Raw genomic sequence first — 22,583 nt, forward strand, 5'->3', positions numbered from 1 at the left:
GCACGTACCAGAGTGGTACGTGCTTTTTATTCATTGTCTTCAATTACTTGCTCTAGTTCTGGGTTATTCGATTCCTCATCTGTTTCTTCTATCTCTTCTTCTGGTACATCTTTCGGTATCACACTAGATAAAATCACTTGATGTACAGGTGGATAGAAGTCTTCTGCCATAAGCTCTTTATCGATAACTTCACCATTTTTACTTTTCTTGCTTCGAGTAACCTTTATTAAGTATCCTTTTTCACCTTTTTCAATCATCCTAACACTTCCAATTGATAACTTTGGATCCATTTGAACAATTGACTTTGGATTAAATGATTTCTTTGTAAGTTCTATACTATATTCATTTAGTAATGGAACACCTTTTATTTGCACCGTTACTTCTGAATCTTTAATGGTAAAATGAGCTACATACTCTGACTTATTAGGATTGTAAAAAATAAAATCCATTTCATCACGTTTCATTTTCGTTTCGTATCCTACTATCGATTGTTCAGGTGCCTGTTTACTAATGTGTCTTTCAAGCACTTGAAAATTAGTAGATAAGATTGCTTTGTATAACACAGTACCAATCATATTTAAATGTTCTTCCGATACCGAAGAAAGTTCGTCTAGCAAAGATATTTGACTGGCTCCATTTATACGAAATGTAAAATTCTCACCAACTTCACCTGTTAATTCCGCAGCTTGAACAGAATTAATCTTAATAGTTTCCTCGGCAATAATTGAAACAGCACTTTCGGCACTAACATAGTCATAAATATCAAATGAAAATTGACCATATTGCAAAGTTGAAGGAATTTCTAGTATATCCTGCTTTAATTTTCCCCTTTCATAATCCGATAACGGTATATCCTCAGGTAAGGCTTGGATAACTTTTTCGAACAATTTGTCATTGATATCTATGGCAAGTGGACTAGTTTCACCATCTCCTGCTTGGTGCACACTTTCCGTAAAGTTAGGAGTAAACGTATCGTTAGGAACTATTTTCTCTTCCTCCATGATAAGAATCGATATGGTACTTTCACTCTTCCACCTATTAAATTCTTTCAATAATATTTCAGTTGCATTCTCTTGAGTTATTCCAGATACATCCACATTCCCAATGATTGTTCCTACTTCAAAAATATCTTCACTGTACTTGTCAAAGGTGATAGCTCCGATACGAGAGAAACCAAGAATAAATATGACACCTACAAATAAGATTAAAAATACATGAACGGTCTCACTCTTTCTCATATGAAGCTTCACTCCTTTACTTTTCTTTCTTAAATTCCTTTATTTCTTCAATTAATTCGAATGGTGTAAATGGTTGTTCTTCTTTATTCTCTTTAGATTTCTTTATAGGCAGTAGCTTAATTTCTTCGATGACATTATCGTCTTCGTGCTTAAATGATTCAACATAGGTTGGTTCAACATCATCAACACTAATCTCTTGAACTTCAATTTCTTCAAATAAAGATTCGAGATCCCGATTTACTATTCCCGAATCAATTTCTTCATTTTTATTTTGAATTCGTTCCATTTCATCATCAAGTGTATATCGATTTAATAATACATCTAAATCCATATCAAGATCTTGTTGTGTTCTATCCTTCAACTTAGGTGTTTCCAGAGAAACTTCCTCAATATGATTAACTCTTTCAACTTCAGGTTCTAAATCACTGACATCCTCTGAATGGAAAAACTCTTGAGTTGTTGATTCTTTCTCTGTTACCGTCACATACTCTGCAGTAGCACTTTCAATTTCAGGAATGAAAACAGTACTCCCAATAATACGAATCGGTAGTTTAGGCTTTTTTGTCTCTCTATTCACTTCATTAACTTCATCATGCTCTGTATCCGTATATAAGTCGCTACTCCTTTTTGAAAGAAGAAAGGTAAATAAAAATGCCATTAAGAAGATCATTCCAATTGTTTGCCATAATGGCAGGAACGTATTCGCCATGTATGAAACAAGGGATAAAATGATAATTAAAACAATTAATACAAGTTTCCCCTTCATTGATAAGCGAGAGGGGAGTAGCAATAAAATAAAAGCAAAAATGATGAATGCTGCTGCTCCAAATATTAATGCCATGCCTTCCCTCTTTTCTAAATGTTTATATTTGACAAAAATCGACTAACATTAATTCTATACGAAATAAGATTAGATTAAAAGACTATTGAGCTAAATAAACCCCTCGAAAGTCGAAGGGTTTATTTCATATATATCGCCACTTTATTTCTACCTTTTTGCTTTGCACCTGTGTAAAGTGCTCGATCGGCATTTCGAATTAATGAAATTGGGTCGTCAGCATCTTGTGGAGCAGCTGCAACTCCAATACTAGCAGTAATTTGAATGTTTAATTCTTGTTCAGATTCGGATAAGTGATTTTGTATAACAAATGGTGTTTTATATAACGATATACGAATTGATTCAGCTAGTTGATACGCACGGTCTCGGTCCATATTTGGCAATAGAATCGCATATTCTTCTCCACCATAGCGTGCAACAGTGCCTAATTCACCAACATTGTCTAGTAGACGAGTAGCTAGCTCACTCAATATCTGATTCCCCGCTTGGTGACCGTATGTGTCATTTACTTTTTTAAAATGATCAATGTCTAATAAAATCAGAGACAAGTTTACATCTTTATCAAACTCACTTTGTAACCTTGTTTCGAAATAACGGTAGTTGTATAGACCAGTTAGTGCACAATGTTCACTATTTTTTCTAGTTTGTTCATAATGTCTTGCATTTTCAATCGCAACTGCCAAATAATTCACTAGTATGTCCACGATCATTAATTGAAACCGTTCGTATGCTCTCTTTTGCTGGGATGCTAAGACGACCATACCTACCGTTTGTTGATGACGAATGATCGGAGCAGCAATGACACTTTCGACTTCATGTGGAAATATCTCTTTCCCAAAAGGTAACCACTCTTTACTTCTTTTGTACAATAATGAGTTTTTCTCGTTATATACATGTTGTAAAAATGGTTCTGCCATTTGAAATGATTTTGCGTCAGCTTCTTTCTCTTCGCCATTTTCATTATAACGAATTACTTCAAACTCTTTACGATGATTAACATCAATAATGTAGGCATAGTCTACTTGAAATAAACTTGTTATTTTATTTAGAAATTGTGTTAGCACTTCATTTACTTGTATTCGTTCGGATAATTGATGTCCAATCTCTCCAACTTTTTGTAGATAACTATTAACGTTTTGACTCTTACTATACAGCTTTAGAATAAGTGCTAAAGCCACAATCGGTAAGCCTACATAAAATATACTTCTAACTCCTATTTCACTGTAAAGAATGTAAAATATGACACCAACTGGCATAACAAGAAGGTATGTCATGACTTCCCATAATAAATCTTTTGAGAAAAATCGAATATCACTTTTTAAAATGACTTTTCTAGTGAAATAAAAGAGTACTGAATTCGCCAAAAAAGTGGAGACAATATAACCTAATACTGGTACAAATGTATCCATTGATTGGATATTAATAAAGCCGTGAGTACCACCTAAAAGATAATAGACTAAAGCACCGATAACTGAAATTGCCATAAACATTAAAGAATTCATTGGGATACGGAATGAACTCTCTTTTGTTATACGAAGTGTAAGTATGAGGACAAAAATTGCTAGTTGCATCAAGACCATTTCGATAAACAAACCGAATGCTAAAAACACAGCAAGCGATACACCGTCTGTAAAGAATATAGGTGTATCATTAACGATAATAGGAAGTGTGGCCATTATACACATTAAAATTAAAAATAATAATAAATCTAGTTCATAACCAACTATAGATGGGGGATAGGCAAGATATAGTAACCAAGTAGAGAAAGGAAAAACAACTAACCATGTAATCCAAATCAACCGCTTAGTATATTGGTTCATACATATCCCCCTTAATTTTGACGAAATTTGTAAATCTATCTATTATATTATCAAATTTTCAGATACCTGTCACAATAAAATTAGGAAATTTATACCCCTACTAATTACCTATCCCTTTTTAAGGATATACTTTCTTACTTCTGAAATAAAATAGAGTGATCCCGTAATTAGTAATACTTGATCTTCATCTAACTTTAATAGGATCGAATCAATTGCTTGTTTATAGTTTTGAATAGATTCGTATTTTTTTTCCGGGAACATGGTTCGTAGCTGTTCTGCACTTGCTGCCCTTGGAAAGTCAAAGGAAGTAAATACAACGTTATCACTAATTTCATCAATTCCCTTTATCATGTCATCTAGCTTTTTATCTTGTAGCGCACTGAACAGAGTCGTTATTGATTTCCCATTTAAATGTGATTTCACTGTCTTTACTAATTCATTAACTCCCTCAGGATTGTGAGCACCATCTACGTAAATGAGCGGTTTTTCGCATAGTTTCTCAAAACGACCGACCCAAAACATTTTCTCTAAACCATCTCTTATATCTGCTTCTGTGATGTGGACAGAAAAATACGTTTGTAAATATTCCACAGCTTTAATTGCAAGAGATGCATTTAGAACTTGATGAGAGCCTTTCATTGTAATCTGAAGATCACGACTATTACTTCTTTCAGATTGAAACGTAAAGGTTTCACCCTTTTCAGTTGATTGTTGATTGTATACAAAGAAGTCTTTTCCAAAAATGTATTCGGCTGCATTGTGTTCTTTAGCGATTTTCGATATAACTTGAAGTGCTTCCTCTTGATGAACTCCTGTGACTACTGGAACTCCAGATTTGATAATTCCTGCCTTTTCAAATGCAATTTGTTCAATTGTATCACCAAGTATGGCTGTATGATCCAGACCAACTGTTGTGATTACTGTAACTAATGGATAAATGATATTTGTTGAATCAAATCTCCCACCTAAACCTACTTCGTATACAACAAAATCCATTGGGTTCATTTTTCCAAAATAGTAAAGCGACATTGCCGTAATAATTTCAAACTCTGTTGGTCCACCTAATTCTGTATTTTCGAGCTCGTCTGATAGTGGTTTTATTTTAGATGCAAGTATCGCAATTTCTTCATTCGAAATTGGAACTTCATTTACACTTATTCTCTCATTAAATTGTTCAATATATGGTGATGTAAATGTACCTACTAAGTAGCCTGCCTCTTGTAAAATAGAACGGATATAACTTACAGTTGATCCCTTACCATTCGTTCCTGCAACATGGATCGCACGGATATTACGTTCAGGATGACCAAGCCGTTCCATCATCCATTCCATTCTACTAAGTCCTGGCTTAATTCCTAACCTTAAACGGGAATGAATCCAATCAATTGCTTCATTGTATGTCATATTCATCATTAAGTCCCCCATCATACCCAAAAAGTGGAGACGATCATTCGCCTCCACAATTTATTATAATGCTTTTAGTTCATCAATACGCTTTTGAACTGTGTCACGCTTTTCTGTGTAATCCTGCTGCTTTTGTCGTTCTTCTTCTATTACTTTTTCAGGAGCTTTCTTTACGAAGCCTTCATTGCTCAACTTCTTCTGAACGCGCTCTACTTCACCATTTAACTTATCCAATTCTTTTTCTAATCGCTTAATTTCCTCATCGATATTGATTAGACCTTGTAGTGGAAGTGAAAGTTCAGCTCCAGTTACGATTGCTGTCATTGCTTGCTCTGTTGTTTCGATGTCAGTACCCATTGTCAGCTCGCTTGGATTACAGAATCTCTCAATGTACGAGCGATTTCTTTCAAGCTTTTCAAGTGTTACAGCATCCTTTGCTTTAATAGCTAACTTGATTTGTTTACTCATTGGCGTATTAACCTCTGCACGAATATTACGTACAGAACGGATAATATCAACTAAAAGTTTCATATCGCTTGCTGCTTGCTCATCTGATAATTCAGGGCGAACTTCTGGCCAGTTGGCAACTGTAATCGATTCACCTTGATGAGGTAAAGCCTGCCAAATTTCTTCTGTAATAAATGGCATAAATGGATGCAATAATCTCATTGTTTGATCTAATACGTAAGCAAGAATGGACCTTGTTGTTAATTTTGCCTGTTCATCTTCACCGTATAATGGGATCTTCGCCATTTCAATGTACCAGTCACAGAAGTCATCCCAAATGAAGTTGTACAGAATTCTTCCTACTTCTCCGAATTCATATTTATCAACCAGCTTCGTTACGTCTTGGATTGTTTCGTTTAAGCGAGTTAAAATCCATTTGTCAGCTACTGATTTTTCACCTGATAAATCAAGCTGTTCATAAGTTAATCCGTCCATGTTCATTAATGCGAAACGAGAAGCGTTCCAAATCTTATTCGCAAAGTTCCAAGTCGACTCTACCTTTTCAACGCTGAAACGTAAATCTTGACCTGGTGAGCTTCCTGTTGATAAGAAGTAACGCAATGAATCGGCACCAAATTCATCAATTACATCCATCGGGTCTACACCGTTTCCAAGCGATTTACTCATTTTACGTCCATCTGCTGCACGAACTAATCCGTGAATTAATACGTCATCAAATGGGCGTTTTTCTGTAAATTCTAAAGCTTGGAAAATCATACGAGATACCCAGAAGAAGATGATATCATATCCAGTTACTAGAACATTCCCAGGGTAATAGCGCTTATAATCCGCTGCTTCTTTATCAGGCCAACCCATTGTTGAAAATGGCCATAATGCCGAACTGAACCAAGTATCTAGAACGTCTTTGTCTTGTTCCCAGTTTTCTGCATCAGCAGGTCCTTCATGTCCTACATAAACCTCACCAGTTTCCTTGTGGTACCACGCTGGAATTCGGTGACCCCACCATAGCTGACGAGAAATACACCAGTCACGGATATTTTCCATCCAACGTAGGTACGTATTTTCAAAGCGATCTGGTACGAAGTTTACTTTGTCTTCCGTATGTTGAAGTTCTACTGCTTTTTTCGCAAGTGGCTGCATATCTACGAACCATTGTGTAGATAGGTATGGTTCAACTACAGCGTCACTTCTTTCACTATGTCCAACGGAGTGAGTATGTTCTTCAATTTTGAAAAGGGTTCCTTGTTCTTGAAGATCTTTTACGATTTGCTTACGGCAAGCAAAACGATCCATCCCTTGGTACTTTCCTGCATTTTGATTCATTGTACCGTCTTCGTTCATAACAAGAATTCGCTCTAGGGAGTGACGGTTACCAATTTCAAAGTCATTTGGATCGTGTGCAGGTGTAATTTTTACTGCTCCTGATCCAAATTCCATATCTACATAGTCATCACCAACGATTGGAATTTCACGCCCAATGATTGGAAGGATCACTGTTTTGCCAATTAAGTGCTTATAGCGTTCGTCTTCTGGATGAACCGCTACTGCTGTATCACCTAGCATTGTTTCTGGTCTTGTTGTTGCAACATCAATCGACCCGGAGCCATCAGCTAGTGGATAATGCATATGATAAAACGCACCTTGAACATCTTTGTATATTACTTCAATATCAGAAAGAGCGGTCTTCGTCGCTGGATCCCAGTTAATAATACGCTCACCGCGATAAATTAGACCTTTGTTATAAAGTGATACGAATACTTCACGAACTGCTTTTGATAATCCTTCATCCATCGTAAAGCGTTCACGTGAATAGTCTAAACCAAGTCCTAGCTTTGACCATTGCTGACGAATATGTCCAGCATATTCCTCTTTCCACTTCCACGTTTCTTCAAGGAACTTCTCACGTCCTAAGTCGTAACGTGTTTTTCCTTCTTCACGTAGCTTACCTTCTACCTTTGCTTGTGTTGCAATACCCGCATGGTCCATACCCGGCAACCACAAAACATCATACCCTTGCATACGCTTAATACGCGTTAAAATATCCTGTAGTGTTGTATCCCATGCATGCCCTAAATGAAGCTTCCCTGTAACGTTCGGAGGAGGAATAACGATTGTATACGGTTCCTTCCCTTCGTCTGGCTTCGCTTCGAAATACTTACCGTTTAACCAAAATTCATATCGACCGGCTTCAATCGCCTTCGGATCATACTTCGTCGAAAGAGTTTGCTCTTGATTTTCCATTTCTTTTCCCTCCTAGTAAAAATTCGACAAAATTCGGGTGGTGCCTGGCACCTTGCCTGAATAAAAATAAAAAACTCCCTTCATCCAATAAAAGGACGAAAGGAGTTAAGTTTTCGCGGTACCACCTTTTTTTGCAAGGAAATGCTTCTATACACATTTTCTTGCACTCTCAATCAGATAACGGCTGAGGCCGGCTTTTCCTACTTCATTTCAAAAAAGCTGCTTAAGGGCGACATTCCAGCGTTACTTACCTAAGAAACCTCTCAGCAGTGGACAAAAGAAATTTGTCACAGTTGGTTTCTCTCTCTGAAGGAGCTAAACTGTACTCTTCCCTATCGATGCAATTCACATCTATTTGTTAATTTAATATATAACATAGTCTACGAAATTCAAACTGAATCGTCAATAAGTATTTCCAATATTTTTGTATTGTATACAAAGTTGTGTATTTTGCCTAGACATCTGTCACAATTGGAGGTTATAGAGCATATCCTATGTATAACATTAAATGATTAGGAGGGTGTTTATGAAAAGAAGACGGTATAACCCTTATTCCCTTCCTCCTTGGTTACGTTATTGTCGTGGTGTAGCTGCACAAGTGATCATTCCCCTAACCATCTTTCAAGCAATCAGAACAATATTTCTCCCAACCACCTTTGATGTATTGGTACTAGCAATCTTTATTTTACTTGCAGTTAGTTTTCATCTTGAGTGGATTTAATGGAAGGCTTTTATTGCCAATCTAACCTTTAGGAAAACACATGTGATCGTGTAAATTACTAACAGTAACAAGCTTACGCTTAGGGTATAGGTCAATTTCCCCTAAGCGTCTTTCTATTTAACAAAAAATATACTTAACTTACTGTTTAACAACCTCTAGTTCACATTTAGCTGTTGATCCAATGGAATCTTAATAATGGAGGACATACGGTTTGTTACCATTTATTGATAATATGCCTATAAGCATTATTTTAAGATATTTTAAGTTAACTGAACTATATTGAGAAAGATTCAATAAAACACCTGACATATAAAATAAAAATAGCAGACCATTTTTCATCATTTAGGTCTGCTATTTCATATCATTTTTTTACTATACAGGTTAGCTTCTACTTACTCCTGCTGAGATTCTTCTTGTTGTTTTTTCTGTTCTTCATACATCACAACGCTTGTTAAGAAATACTCAATATTTTTCATTTGCCAATACGCTCGTTGCAGAGCTTGAACATGCTTTATTTCTGTTTTACTTTTTTGGTTTGTTCGATACTGTGTGACGACATTGTACATCTTTTCTGGATAGGACAGTTGAGTGATAAATAGCGTTAATTCTTCTTCTCTTAATGGAAAGTGATTTCTGTAGGTTTGGAACCATTGAAATCGATCGTCTGTTGACATTGGATACGTATTGCAGGAGCGATAGAAGAAATAAAGTAGATCATATATTGGTGGTAAATAGCTGCTTCGTTCGAAATTAATAAACATTCCGTGACCTTCGACATTATATAAAAAATGTTTAAATGAGGGCTTTCCATGTGTAAACACAATCCGGTAGGTCTCTTTTTCTTCCATTAGCTCTTGCCACTCATCTAGCTTGCGGATTGCAAATTCACACGCTCTAATCATCTCTTGGTAAAACGTACAAAAGTATAGCTCAAATGGGGACATGTAAGTTTTGTCCTCACAGCTTTCCACATACCGAGCCATTTCTTCATTTCTTCTCTTCCATTTCTCTTTCATTTGCTCAATAAAATAGCTTACATTCTCAGATGTAATTTCCTCTTCCTTCACAGTTCTAGCATGAAGTTCTCCTAATTGCTTAAATAACGTAAATGCATGATCATTTCTCTCTTCTTCTACATAATCTTCAAGCCATGGCATTAAATAATAAGCATCATGTTCTTCATCATAGACAATATGTGAACCTGTTTTTGTACGGTAAATTGGAACACCAAATCCATATGCTTTATAGTGTAAAAACTTCATATTATCAGAGAAACCTTTAATATGCGGATAAGGGATTTTGGATTTTTTAAGTGCTACTACTCCATGATTAGAGTGTACTTTTTTGATATTTCCTAAATCCTCAATATACTCCGCTTCTATTCCATATTCATTTAAAAGAAGTTGATACTTATGATTAACATTAGTAGTCATCTTTCATGTGCACTTCCTTTATGTTGTCTGTGCAGATTTTTTAACTATCTAAAGAAAGACGTGAGGAGTCATCACTCTCTCACGTTTTTCTCTTCTTATTTCCCGCTCACAGCTGGAACTGGAATGTAAAGGATTTGGCCGACAGCTAAATCCTCTCTCTCTAAATTGTTCACTCTTATGAGTGTTTGTGGTTGTACTTCGTATCTTTCTGCAATTGCTTGAAGTGATTCATCCTTTTGGACGATACACATTTTAAGTCTAGTCGTTTCAGATTCATCCTCTTTTGCAAAGATCTTTGTTAAATACAATGTATTCTCATCACGTTTGCCGTGCTCCGCAGAATCATCATTTTCTACTTCTGCTTTTTCTGTTTCAATCCTGCTCTTGAATTCAAATTGAGGCGCCTGTCTTGTGAACACATATGCTTCCTCATCGGCTACTTCTTCTGCAACCTCTTCTTCTTCATTTGCATTTAAAAACTCTTCTTCTACTACTTCTTGCTCTACTTCTTGCTCTTCTTCTAGTTCTTCTACTTCACTAAATACCTCCACAGCTTCTTCGCTTAAGCTAGGGTCTCTCTTCGCTTCTACGACAAAAGGTGTGAAAGGACTTGAATCTTCTTCTGCCTCTTCACTATCAGGCTCTTCATCAAAGCCTCTCATTAAAGGCTGAACTAGTTCTTCTTCTCTAGGTAGTTCATTCGTTTCTTCCACTACCTCTTCTTCAACTGCTACTGCAGAAACCGGTTCACTTTCAACAGGCGAAGTTGCTTCCTCTTGATCACCATAAATACCAGTAATCGCTAATTCTGCTTCTAACAGTAAATTCCCTCTTTGAGGAAGTTCATAGTCAAACGACTCGATTGACACATAAACATCATTTAAGCTTTGAATTCTGTTCTTTGGAATTGTAATATCAACTGGGAATTTATGCGTTAAGCAAGAAACTCCATCTTCTCGACATGTCACTTCCTGAACAACTCTAGCACCTGTAGGAAATTCACGATTATTCTCATCCTCTGTATTACGTGCATGATATTCTCCTGTTAGAACTAATCCTCCTCTAACAGATATATATTGTTCATGCTCTTGAATGCTAATCTCTGGATCTAATGACATAGATAGCAGTTCAGATACTTCCTGTCCTTTTTCAAACCAAATGGATTCTTCTACTGTAAATCGTATCGACGATTGGTTATCAACAGTCAAGTCCGTTCCTCCTTTCAAACCCCCATCAAAATTATTAAGATGTCATTTAAGACATATGATAAAACTTGCCCATTTATGAAGGAAATTTTAAATTAGAGAGCTTTTATTTCTTATGAGCTTGCATGGGATATTTACTTTTTTCATTACGTATTGTGGGGTTTTCCCGTTTTCTGAAGTACTTTAAAGAATTCCTCCATTTTGATCCGAATCAACTCATCAGGTTATCCCCTCACAACATCCATATCCATACAAAAAAGCACCATCCCATAAAAAATGAGATGGTGCCTTAAAATTATTTAGCAAGCTTGGAAAATGCCATTTCAGCTGCCTGGATTGTCTTTTGGATATCTTTGTCTGTATGTGCGGTCGATAGGAACATCCCTTCAAATTGTGAAGGTGGTAAGAAAACTCCTTCTTCGAGCATGTATTGGTAATACTCAGCAAACATATCTAGATCACATGTCTTTGCTTGTTCATAATTTGTTACTTCTTCATTAGTTAGGAAGAAACCAACCATTGACCCTGCTCTTGTAAATTGGTGTGGAATGTTATACTTCTCTGCAGCTTGTTTCATTCCTGAGATTAGCCTGTTTGCTTTACGATCAAATTCTTCGTAACTATCTGGAGTCAGCTTTTTAAGCGTTTCATATCCTGCAGTCATTGCTAATGGATTTCCTGATAACGTACCGGCTTGATAGATTGGTCCACTTGGTGCGATTTGCTCCATAACTTCTCTTCTGCCACCGTAAGCGCCAACAGGTAGTCCACCACCAATTACTTTCCCTAAACAGGTTAGGTCTGGTGTAATTCCAAACTCTCCTTGTGCACAATGATAACCAACACGGAATCCTGTCATAACTTCATCAAAGATTAATAGAGCGCCATATTGCGTCGTAATCTCTCTTAAGCCTTCTAGATAACCTGGTTGTGGAGGGACAACTCCCATGTTTCCAGCAACCGGTTCAATAATCACTCCGGCAATGTCATCTCCAAATTGTTCAAACGCATATTTCACACTTTCAATATCATTGTAAGGAACTGTGATTGTGTTTTGAGCAATACCTTCTGGTACACCTGGGCTGTCTGGAAGTCCAAGTGTCGCAACACCAGAACCTGCTTTGATCAATAGAGAGTCTCCATGGCCATGATAACAGCCTTCAAACTTCATAATCTTATTACGGCCAGTGAAACCACGAGCTAAGCGTAGTGCACTCATTGTTGCCTCTGTACCTGAACTCACCATACGTACCATCTCGATTGACGGTACGCGTTCAATAACCATTTTCGCAACTTCTGTCTCGAGTAAAGTTGGCGCACCGAAGCTTGTACCTGACTCTGTTACCTTTTTGATTGCCTCTACAACTGTATCATCCGAATGTCCATGAATTAACGGGCCCCAGGATAATACATAATCAATATATTCATTTCCATCAATATCATAGATTTTAGAACCTTTTCCTCGTTCCATGAAAATTGGGTCCATCTTTACTGATTTGAATGCACGAACTGGGCTGTTTACACCCCCTGGAAGAACCTCTTTCGCTTCCTTAAATGCTTCTTTAGATTTCGTATATTGCTTCATTGTATGTGCCTCCTGTTATTCGTTCTCGGACAACCATCTAGCCGCATCTTTTGCAAAATATGTAATGATTAAATCGGCTCCTGCACGTTTTATACTAATAAGCTTTTCTAATACAATTTCCTTTTCAGAGATCCAACCATTTTGAGCTGCGGCTTTGATCATGGAATATTCTCCACTTACATTGTAAGCAACGATTGGAGCGTTAAAGTTATTTTTCACATCGCGCATGATATCTAAATACGATAACGCAGGTTTCACGATTAAGAAGTCTGCTCCTTCATTTAAATCTGATTCTGCTTCACGCAAAGCTTCTAAGCGGTTTGCCGGATCCATTTGGTAGGTCTTACGATCTCCAAATTGTGGTGTGCTATGTGCTGCGTCTCTAAATGGACCGTAGAATGCTGAAGCATATTTCACAGCGTAAGACATAATAGGTACATCAACAAAACCAGCTTCATCTAATCCTTGACGAATAGCTGCAACGAAGCCATCCATCATATTAGATGGTGCAATAATATCAGCACCCGCTTTCGCTTGGCTTACAGCTGTTTTCGCTAACAGCTTCAATGATTTATCGTTTTGCACATAACCGTCCTCTACAACTCCACAATGACCGTGGGATGTGTATTGACAAAGACACGTATCAGCTACTACTACCAACTCAGGGTATTGTTGTTTTACAAGTCGTGTTGCTTTTTGAACGATGCCATTCTCGTCATATGCACAAGACCCAACATCATCCTTCTCGTTTGGAACTCCAAATAAAATAACAGATTTAAGTCCAAGTGATACAACCTCTTGAATTTCCTCTAATAACAAGTCTAGTGATAAATGATAAACTCCTGGCATAGAAGGAACTTCATGTTTATAATTCTCTTGCTCAACAACAAAAATCGGATAAATAAAATCTTCTTTATGTAAAAAGGTTTCTCTAACCATCTCACGCAGGGCAGATGTTCGACGAAGACGTCTATGACGATCAATATTCACTTTACTTCCTCCTTATGGTTATAATACATAACGATTTCATGTACTAGGGATTCTATTGTATATGTAGTTGGAACAATTTTTGGGTTTAACCCAACGTTCTCCGCAGCAGCTTTTGTAATCGGGCCAATACAGCATATAACCGCTGAATCAATCCACTTCTTCCAATTTTCACCGTCTAACAAGCGAACAAAGTTTTGAACAGTAGATGGACTCGTGAATGTAAATACATCAATTGATGTTGAAAGTAATTCTGTTAATCTTTCTGATGAAGTAGGACAGTATGTTTCGTAGGCTGTTAGCTCATCCACGTTAGCTCCTAGCAATCTTACTTGCTCAGGAATCACACCTCTAGAAAGATTACCTTTCACATAAAGAACTTTTTGATTTTTCATATCGTATTCTTTAAAGGTGTAAACGAGCCCCTCTGCTACAAATTCTCTTGGCATTATGGTTGCTGTTAGTCCATATTTCGATAACGCTTTATGCGTTTTCTCTCCAACTACAGCAATTTTGTTCGATGAGAAATCCGGCTCAATGTTTTTTGATTCTAACTGTTCAAAAAAGAAATCAATTCCGTTCGCACTCGTAAAAATAAGCCAATCATATGTAGAAGCTTTATGAAGTAATTGTTGCTGCTCTTCCGTAAGAGTCGCTGCTTTAAACGCAATTAAAGGGAGAGCAACTGGCTCCCCTCCATATTTTAAAACTTGGAATATAAAATCTTCACTTTGTTTTTCAGCGCGAGTTATAAAAACTTTTTTATTTTGTAAAGGCAAGGAAGCCACTACTTTTCAAGCTCCTTCTTTACCTGACTAATCACATCGGCTGCTCCCTTTTCTTTTAACCTGGCAGCTACTTCTTTCCCAACCTTTTCATAATCAGATCCCGATACAGTTTCTTTAAAAATGGTTTTTCCATCCGGAGTACCAACTAAACCAGTTAAGGAGATTTGTCCATCTGAAGCGAGTTCTGCAAATCCGGCAATTGGTACTTGGCAGCCTCCTTCTAGTTCATGTAGGAAGACTCTTTCTGCACTAACTGTAACATCTGTAGTTGCATCATTAAATTTAGAAAGGAGCTCCCTTAACTCATGATCATCTTCGCGACACTCAATTGATAAAGCCCCTTGCCCTACAGCTGGTAAGCATGTATCTATGTCTAAGTATTCAGTTACAACTTCTTCTGACCATCCCATACGTTGTAAGCCGGCTGCAGCCAGAATAATCGCGTCGTACTCTTCTGTTTCTAATTTAGCTAAACGTGTATCGATGTTTCCACGAATCCACTTTATTTCTAAATCAGGTCGAGCTGCTAATAGCTGTGCACTTCTTCTAAGGCTACTTGTTCCTACAACCGCACCTTTTTTTAATTCAGCTAATGAAACGTTTCCCTTTGAAATTAACGCGTCTCGGTAATCAACACGCTTTGGCATACAACCAACTGTTAAACCTTTTGGTAATACGGCAGGCATGTCCTTCATGCTATGTACAGCCATATCAATTTCCTTATCGAGCATTGCTTGTTCAATCTCTTTTACAAATAATCCTTTTCCGCCCACTTTAGAAAGTGTTACATCAAGAATAACATCACCTTTTGTGACAAATTCCTTTAGTTCGAATTCAAAGGGTCCTCCAAGCGCCTTCAATTGTTCGATAACCCAATTTGTTTGTGTTAATGCAAGTTTACTTTTTCTAGAACCAACAATAATTTTCCTCATGATTTCCTCCTTAAAACACGTTCTACCAGTGTTTAAGTACATTCTGTTATGAATACCAAATATGGAACCTTGATAAACTACCAAATAAAAAGAAATTGATCAGTAATACTAGAAATGCCGCTACATTCCACGTAGACATTGTTTTCCCCTCAAGTCCTTTTCCGAACCGCAAGTATAAAAGATAGCTATACGTCGTTAAAACAAAGAAGGAACCGAGTACTTTAAAGTCATACCACTGGAAATGATCTAGCTTTATATATGCCCATAATAACCCTAAAATTAGCGATAGTAATAGCATGGGAACTCCAATCATATTTAATACATTTGACATATGATCTAGCTTTGATAAATCTCCTAGTCGGATGAGACGTTTGCCCCACTTTTTCTTCTTAAGTAAATTATACTGCAACAAATACAAAATAGAAAAAACACTCGATATGGTAAACGCTCCATACGATAAAATAGCCATTGTAATGTGAATAAATAAAAGCTCAGATACTAGTTGTTCCGCAAGTAGCGTAGACTGGTGCTGAGCTGGAGCAAAAGTATGTAAGGCCATTATGAAGAATCCAAGGACATTTGTAAAAAACACGATAAAATCTACTCGTATAAAACGATTAATGGCTAGTGATAACGTAATTAATACCCACGAGTAAAAATATAATCCCTCAAATATCGTTAGGATCGGGATTCTACCTGTTTCAATCATTCTGATAAGAAAAAATACCGTCTGCAAAAGCCAGACAATAGAAAGCAACCAGAAGGCGATTCGATTTGCCTTCCGGTTGTTGTTTAAAAAGTCGATAAAGTATAGCAATACACTCAAAGCATATATGATAATCGTTAGATCATAAACCCAGCTCATACTACAAAATCCTCACTTAGATTTTTGCTGAAGCTTCTTGAGGTGACACATGCCATTTTGCTTCACTAGCTTCAACATGAGTCTCACGTGCTTTTTGTAATTCTACAGCTTCTTCAATATCAAATATTTTCATAAATAACTTTAAAGATTGTTCAGCGTCCGCTTCTCCAGCCATTTCCTTCGCCTTTAAAATCGGATCTTTTAGCAGTTGGTTAATAATACTCTTTGTATGTTTGTTAAGCACCTTTTTCTCACGATCCGTTAAGCCAGGTAACTTTCTCTCAATACTTTGCATCGTTTCCTCTTGAATCGTAAGAGCCTTTTGTCGTAAAGCAGAGATAACCGGGACGACTCCAAGCGTACGCAACCATATATTGAAGTCAACAATTTCTTGTTCAATCATTAACTCAATTTTGTCGGCTTCAGCTTGACGCTCTTCCATGTTTGCTTCCACGATACCCTGTAAGTCATCAATATCATATAGGAAAACACTATCAAGTTTTGACAGGTTTGGGTCTAAGTCTCGAGGCACGGCAATATCTACTAAGAAAATAGGACGTCCCTTTCGTTTCTTTTCTACCTTCGCCATTAAGCTTTCAGTAATAACATAGTCTTTTGAACCAGTAGAGCTAATCACGATATCTGCTTCAGTTAGCACAGATTCCAGCATATCCATTGGCTGTGCTGTACCTTTAAACTTAGTAGCTAACTGCTCTGCCTTTTCGAGTGTTCGGTTTACTACCGTAACACGTTCTACGCCGTTTCCATGTAAGTTTTGAACAGCAAGTTCACCCATTTTTCCCGCACCAAGGATGACAACATGCTTATTTGTAAGCTGACCAAAAATCTTTTTAGCTAGCTCTACCGCTGCATAACTTACAGAAACTGCATTCGCACCAATTTCTGTATCAGAGTGCGCTTTTTTTGCTAAGGTAATAGCTTGCTTAAAAAGATGATTAAATACCGTACCAGTTGTAAGTGAATCTTGCGCTTCAAGGAAGCTTGTTCGAACTTGTCCTAGAATTTGAGTTTCTCCAAGAACCATAGAATCAAGTCCGCAAGATACACGATACAAATGCTCTATCGCCGCATCGTTTTCATAAATTGTAAGGAATGGAGAGATTTCACTTTTATCAATAGTAAACCATTCAGATAAAAACGACTTTATATAATAACGACCAGTGTGAAGCTGGTCAACAACTGCATAAATTTCGGTTCGATTACAGGTTGATACAATAATATTTTCCAATATACTCTTTTGTTTATTTAATTGCTTCATTGCTATAGGCAGCTCTGTTGCATTAAATGTTAACCTTTCACGAATCTCAACAGGGGCAGTTTTATGATTTAAGCCGACAACTACAATATGCATTTGTACTATTCCCCCCTAAAATAATCTTCTACCATTATAACATGTCTACTTTTGTCATTTTATTTAAATTTGTGAACAGACTATGAATCCTATGATAAGATATTGGTATCTTACTTCATAATGATTTATATACTAAAAAAGTAACTCCAACGAGAACATTATCAAAAACAAATACGTTAATCAAGCATTCTAGCTCATGTATTTCTTTCCACACTTGAAAGGAGCATTTATGAAAAAACAAAGTATTTTTCCAGGTATATTACTAATCGGCATTGGATTGTACTTTTTATTAGAACAACTCCAATTTACTGCACTTCAACAGTTTTATTCATGGCCTACATTATTACTTATTATTGGTGTTGCATTTTTAGCACAAGCCTATAGCGGTCGTGATTATCAAAACATTATCCCAGGCTTTATCTTATTAGGTATTGGTGCTCATTTCCATTTACTCAATCTAGTAACACAGTGGCCTGATCATTGGGCTGTTTACACAATTATTATTGGTATTGCTTTTTTGTTACGGTATCAGCAAACAAAAACGGGTATGATGCCTGCATTGTTACTTATAGTAATATCCATAATTGCCTTATTTTATCATAAGGTAAGCGGATGGTTAGGTTGGATTGGTTCACTTGTGGAGTTGATTGAAACGTACTGGCCAGCGGGGCTCATAATTGCAGGAGTTTATTTATTGTTCATTAAGAAGAAATAGTAAGAATAGGCTAATTCGATGTTTTTCGAATAGTCTTTTTTTTCTTTTAACTTAACTTTGTTACATCAATAAAATATGCTCTCCCTCTATAAGGTTTCCTCTCCGTTTAATGGGGATAGTAAAAAGACTGTGGCTACTCATAACTACCCTGAGTTTCAACAGTCTTTACTTCGCGTGATGACAACCACAATTTATTTAAGTTTGATCGTTCGAAATAAGAAAAAGAAAACTGTCCCAAATATAGAGAGTAATGTAACAGGCAATAGCCAATTTCCAATACCCTTGTATCCTAATGCAACCTGGATGATTTCATAAGATATTAATAAAAACAAGACTGAAATGATTGTTGTAAGTACAGAAAGCACCATTTTAGAGGTAGAATATAACCTCTCGGCATTTTCTAACGTTACTTCTACTGGATAATTATATCGATGAGGGTATTTTCTTAGAGGTATAAAAACCATGAATATGATGGTTCCTATAATAGGTAACGGCAAAACAGACCATTTACTTCCCCATCCATCTACTTCTCCTGCACCATTAAAGTGAGTCGGGATTTTATCTGGAAGCTCTCCCCACATAAAAATAATATAGGCATAAGTTACGAAAAGGATCATTGATGAAAGTACATTCAGTACTCTTTCTGTTGGAGATGTTGGAATGGACAAAATAGGTCTATCTTTATCGTACATTGAATCACCTCCTCTTTACTACTTCATACGTTTTACGTTTACAAAAGTTACATATAGAAAAGCAAGCCGTTGATGTAAACAGCTTGCTTTCTTTTTTATGCATTATTCACAAATTTCATCATGGTTGCCCACGCTTCGTCTTTTCCTTGTGCAGTTTCAGAAGAGAAAAGAACGAGTGGATCGTTTTTATCCATTTGAAGTGTTTCCTTCACTACTTTTAAGTGCTTTTGCCATTTGCCTTTTGGAATTTTATCAGCTTTTGTTGCGACTACCATTGTTGGTATATCAAAATGCTTTAAAAACTCATACATCATGACATCATCCTTCGACGGGGCATGACGAACGTCTACAATTAAAAGTACAACCTTTAGATGTGGACTTTTCTTAATATATGTCTCAATCATTTTTCCCCATGCAGCTCGTTCTGATTTTGACACTTTCGCATATCCATACCCTGGTACGTCCACAAAATATAACATTTCATTAATAATATAAAAGTTTAGTGTTTGTGTTTTTCCTGGCTTTGAAGATGTTCTAGCTAACGCCTTTCGATTAATCATTTTATTGATAAACGATGACTTACCTACGTTTGATCTGCCGGCTAATGCAATATGTGGCAAACCATCGTCAGGATATTGTTCAGGCTTTACGGCACTGATGACAATTTCTGCAGTATTTACTTTCATTTTTTCTCCCCTACTAAAGCGTGCTTTAATACTTCATCTAAGTGTGAAACCGGAATAAATTTCAAATCATTACGAACACTTTCTGGAATGTCGTCTAAATCTTTTTCATTTTCCTTCGGTATAATGACTGTAGTGATTCCAGATCGATGAGCACTTAATGATTTCTCTTTTAATCCACCAATTGGAAGAACGCGACCACGTAATGTGATCTCCCCTGTCATTCCAACATCTCTTCTTATCGCTCTACCTGTTAAGGCAGAAACTAACGCTGTTGCCATTGTAATTCCTGCAGATGGACCATCCTTTGGAACTGCACCTTCTGGAACATGAATATGGATATCGTTCTTTTCATTAAAATCAAGATCGATTTTTAATTCATCTGCGCGCGAACGAATATAACTAAATGCAGCTTGAGCGGACTCTTTCATTACATCTCCGAGCTTTCCAGTTAACAGTAGCTTCCCTTTTCCAGGATTAACAGAAACTTCAATTGATAAGATGTCCCCACCAAATGCTGTATATGCTAGACCTGTAGCCACACCAACTTGATCCTCTTGTTCCGCTTGACCGTAACTAAATCTCGGCTTTCCAAGTAGCTCTTCAAGTCTCTTCTCAGTAATCACCACTTTATTTTGCTCTTCTGATACGATGATTTTTGCAACCTTTCTACAAAGTGTTGCAATTTGTCTTTCTAAATTACGCACTCCGGCTTCACGTGTATATACACGAATAAGCTTTAGTAATGCTTCATCTCGAAGTTGAATTTTCCCTTTCGTTAAGCCATGCTCTTTCATTTGCTTCGCAAGGAGATGTTCTTTTGCTATATGCAGCTTTTCTACCTCTGTGTAACCTGCAATAGAAATAACCTCCATTCGGTCTAGAAGAGGCCCGGGAATTGTTGATAGGCTATTTGCCGTCGCAATAAACATTACTTTAGAAAGATCATATGTCTCCTCTATGTAATGATCACTAAAGTTGTAATTTTGTTCAGGATCTAATACTTCTAGCATTGCTGAAGAAGGATCTCCTCTGAAATCACTCGACATTTTATCAATTTCATCAAGTAGGAACACTGGATTAATCGTTCCTGCCTTTTTCATTCCTTGGATAATACGACCTGGCATTGCTCCTACATATGTTCTACGGTGTCCTCTAATTTCCGATTCATCACGAACTCCACCTAGGGAAATTCGAACAAAATTTCTGTTTAATGATCTTGCAATTGATTTCGCTAACGAAGTTTTTCCAACACCAGGAGGGCCTACTAAACATAGTATCGGACCTTTTAACGATTGTGTGAGCTTTTGAACAGCTAAATATTCCAGTACTCGTTCTTTTACCTTTTCTAGCCCATAATGATCCGCATTTAAAATATCTTCTGAACGTTTTAAATCTAAAATATCTTCTGTTGCATTTGTCCAAGGCAAAGATATAAGCCATTCAATATAGTTACGAATGACAGCACTTTCAGCAGAGCTGGACGGAATCTTTTCATAGCGCTCAAGCTCTTTTAAGGCTGTTTGTAGAACAGATTCTGGCATTCCAGCATCTTCGATTTTATCTCTTAATGTTTGGACTTCTCCTGTCTTACCCTCTTTATCTCCGAGTTCTTTTTGGATGGCCTTCATTTGTTCACGTAAATAATACTCTTTTTGTGTACGTTCCATAGAACGTTTTACACGTTGACCGATTTTCTTTTCAAGATTTAATACTTCTCTTTCGTTATTAATAATACTGATAAGCTTGTTTAGTCTTTCTTTAACATTATATGTTTCTAGAATGTCCTGCTTATCTTTAATTTTTAATGGAAGATGAGAAGCAATTAAATCTGCCATTGAACCTGGATCGTCGATATCCGCAATTGTTGCATATGTTTCATTGGAAATCTTTTTCGATAGTTTTATGTATTGTTCAAAATAACTTAATAGCGATCTCATTAAAGCTTCTTCTTCAAGATCCTTTTCGTCTATATCATCTTCTGAAACCATAACTTTTACTGATACATACTCATCCTGGTCTATAAAGGATACAATTTCACCACGGTTTAATCCTTCCACTAGGACACGAATAGTACCATTTGGAAGCTTAAGCATTTGTTTAACCTTCGAAAGTGTACCAATCTGAAAAATATCATCTTCATCAGGGTCATCAATACCAGCATCCTTTTGGGTGGAAAGGAATATTAATTGTTCTTCCATCATTGCCTTCTCTAGTGCTTGGACAGACTTTTCTCGTCCAACATCTAAATGCAATACCATTGTTGGATATACTAGCAGTCCTCTTAACGGCAAGAGAGGCACGACCAATTCCTTTTTATTTGCCATAATGTTATGCACCTCCACAAGTAACGATCGTCTTTTTTGAGTCTTGTTCAATTCTATCTTATTTGTTTTACTTTTGTCTATTAAGGTGCTGTTTCTATGGGATTTTCCCACACTTTGCATAAAAAAGTGCACTAAACTTTATCATTATTAGTCAATAAAGCAACTCCGGCTTAGTATTACCTAAACCGGAGTTTTTTACTAAAGCTATTTGCACAGATTGTTGTTTTTCGACCTAAGTTTAAAAACACCTATAAATAATGGTTTCAGGG

Annotated in this window: 18 protein-coding genes and 1 other annotated feature; of the genes, 2 read left to right on the forward strand and 16 right to left on the reverse strand. The window is 36.7% G+C overall.

All coding sequences use genetic code 11. The annotated features are described in order from the left end of the window. Positions 1 to 26: 26 nt before the first annotated feature. The 5 genes from JR050_RS19035 to JR050_RS19055 all read right to left on the reverse strand — a co-directional run bounded on the left by JR050_RS19035 (position 27) and on the right by JR050_RS19055 (position 8,009). Positions 27 to 1,238 (reverse strand): G5 domain-containing protein, encoded by a 1,212-nt coding sequence (locus JR050_RS19035; protein WP_204205242.1) that lies wholly within the window; start codon positions 1,236 to 1,238, stop codon positions 27 to 29. A 16-nt stretch (positions 1,239 to 1,254) separates the two neighbouring features. After that, on the reverse strand, positions 1,255 to 2,079 hold the full coding sequence (locus JR050_RS19040) for a hypothetical protein (protein ID WP_204205243.1): 825 nt from the start codon (positions 2,077 to 2,079) through the stop codon (positions 1,255 to 1,257). A 119-nt stretch (positions 2,080 to 2,198) separates the two neighbouring features. Next, positions 2,199 to 3,896 (reverse strand): sensor domain-containing diguanylate cyclase, encoded by a 1,698-nt coding sequence (locus JR050_RS19045; protein WP_204205244.1) that lies wholly within the window; start codon positions 3,894 to 3,896, stop codon positions 2,199 to 2,201. A 108-nt stretch (positions 3,897 to 4,004) separates the two neighbouring features. Further along, on the reverse strand, positions 4,005 to 5,306 hold the full coding sequence (locus JR050_RS19050; protein ID WP_204205284.1) for a bifunctional folylpolyglutamate synthase/dihydrofolate synthase: 1,302 nt from the start codon (positions 5,304 to 5,306) through the stop codon (positions 4,005 to 4,007). A gap of 57 nt (positions 5,307 to 5,363) precedes the next feature. Next, entirely contained in the window at positions 5,364 to 8,009 is a 2,646-nt protein-coding gene (locus tag JR050_RS19055; RefSeq protein WP_204205245.1) for a valine--tRNA ligase, read from the reverse strand. A gap of 88 nt (positions 8,010 to 8,097) precedes the next feature. Beyond that, positions 8,098 to 8,357: a binding site (T-box leader), on the reverse strand. 178 nt (positions 8,358 to 8,535) lie between these two features. Here JR050_RS19055 and JR050_RS19060 point away from each other — a divergent pair. Next, entirely contained in the window at positions 8,536 to 8,730 is a 195-nt protein-coding gene (locus JR050_RS19060) for a hypothetical protein (RefSeq protein ID WP_204205246.1), read from the forward strand. A gap of 392 nt (positions 8,731 to 9,122) precedes the next feature. On the opposite strand, the gene ysxE is transcribed toward JR050_RS19060, so the two are convergent. The 8 genes from ysxE to hemA form a co-directional block, all read right to left on the reverse strand. Then, positions 9,123 to 10,163 carry a spore coat protein YsxE gene (gene ysxE / locus JR050_RS19065; protein ID WP_204205247.1) on the reverse strand — a complete coding sequence of 347 codons (1,041 nt, stop codon included), beginning with the start codon at positions 10,161 to 10,163 and terminating at the stop codon, positions 9,123 to 9,125. A gap of 95 nt (positions 10,164 to 10,258) precedes the next feature. Beyond that, positions 10,259 to 11,371 carry a stage VI sporulation protein D gene (spoVID, locus tag JR050_RS19070; protein WP_204205248.1) on the reverse strand — a complete coding sequence of 371 codons (1,113 nt, stop codon included), beginning with the start codon at positions 11,369 to 11,371 and terminating at the stop codon, positions 10,259 to 10,261. A 292-nt stretch (positions 11,372 to 11,663) separates the two neighbouring features. Beyond that, entirely contained in the window at positions 11,664 to 12,953 is a 1,290-nt protein-coding gene (gene hemL / locus JR050_RS19075) for a glutamate-1-semialdehyde 2,1-aminomutase (RefSeq protein ID WP_204205249.1), read from the reverse strand. Between the two features lie 15 nt (positions 12,954 to 12,968). Next, positions 12,969 to 13,943, reverse strand: a complete 975-nt coding sequence (gene hemB / locus JR050_RS19080; RefSeq protein ID WP_204205250.1) for a porphobilinogen synthase — start codon at positions 13,941 to 13,943, stop codon at positions 12,969 to 12,971. Next, positions 13,940 to 14,728, reverse strand: a complete 789-nt coding sequence (locus JR050_RS19085) for a uroporphyrinogen-III synthase (RefSeq protein ID WP_204205251.1) — start codon at positions 14,726 to 14,728, stop codon at positions 13,940 to 13,942. The genes hemB and JR050_RS19085 overlap by 4 nt, the downstream gene beginning before the upstream one ends. Next, on the reverse strand, positions 14,728 to 15,660 hold the full coding sequence (gene hemC / locus JR050_RS19090) for a hydroxymethylbilane synthase (RefSeq protein WP_204205252.1): 933 nt from the start codon (positions 15,658 to 15,660) through the stop codon (positions 14,728 to 14,730). The genes JR050_RS19085 and hemC overlap by 1 nt, the downstream gene beginning before the upstream one ends. Positions 15,661 to 15,706: 46 nt before the next feature. Further along, a complete protein-coding gene (locus tag JR050_RS19095; RefSeq protein ID WP_204205253.1) occupies positions 15,707 to 16,525 on the reverse strand; it encodes a cytochrome C assembly family protein in 819 nt (272 codons plus the stop codon). Between the two features lie 16 nt (positions 16,526 to 16,541). Beyond that, positions 16,542 to 17,897, reverse strand: a complete 1,356-nt coding sequence (hemA, locus tag JR050_RS19100) for a glutamyl-tRNA reductase (RefSeq protein WP_204205254.1) — start codon at positions 17,895 to 17,897, stop codon at positions 16,542 to 16,544. Between the two features lie 229 nt (positions 17,898 to 18,126). Here hemA and JR050_RS19105 point away from each other — a divergent pair, with 229 nt between their 5' ends. Beyond that, positions 18,127 to 18,612, forward strand: a complete 486-nt coding sequence (locus tag JR050_RS19105; RefSeq protein WP_204205255.1) for a LiaI-LiaF-like domain-containing protein — start codon at positions 18,127 to 18,129, stop codon at positions 18,610 to 18,612. A 191-nt stretch (positions 18,613 to 18,803) separates the two neighbouring features. Here the strand turns inward: JR050_RS19105 and JR050_RS19110 are convergent, their stop codons facing one another. From JR050_RS19110 to lon, 3 genes are all read right to left on the reverse strand, one after another. Then, positions 18,804 to 19,304, reverse strand: coding sequence for a DUF1648 domain-containing protein (locus JR050_RS19110; protein WP_204205256.1), 501 nt, complete (start codon positions 19,302 to 19,304; stop codon positions 18,804 to 18,806). Positions 19,305 to 19,399: 95 nt separating this feature from the next. Continuing rightward, a complete protein-coding gene (yihA, locus tag JR050_RS19115; protein ID WP_204205257.1) occupies positions 19,400 to 19,990 on the reverse strand; it encodes a ribosome biogenesis GTP-binding protein YihA/YsxC in 591 nt (196 codons plus the stop codon). Then, the gene (gene lon / locus JR050_RS19120) at positions 19,987 to 22,314 is read right to left on the reverse strand and encodes an endopeptidase La (RefSeq protein ID WP_204205258.1); all 2,328 of its coding nucleotides are present in this window, start codon (positions 22,312 to 22,314) and stop codon (positions 19,987 to 19,989) included. Before lon ends, yihA begins: the two co-directional genes overlap by 4 nt. Positions 22,315 to 22,583 lie beyond the last annotated feature (269 nt).

It is taken from the genome of Bacillus suaedaesalsae (genome assembly GCF_016890225.1).
Classification (GTDB): Bacteria; Bacillota; Bacilli; order Bacillales; family SA4; genus Bacillus_BS; species Bacillus_BS suaedaesalsae.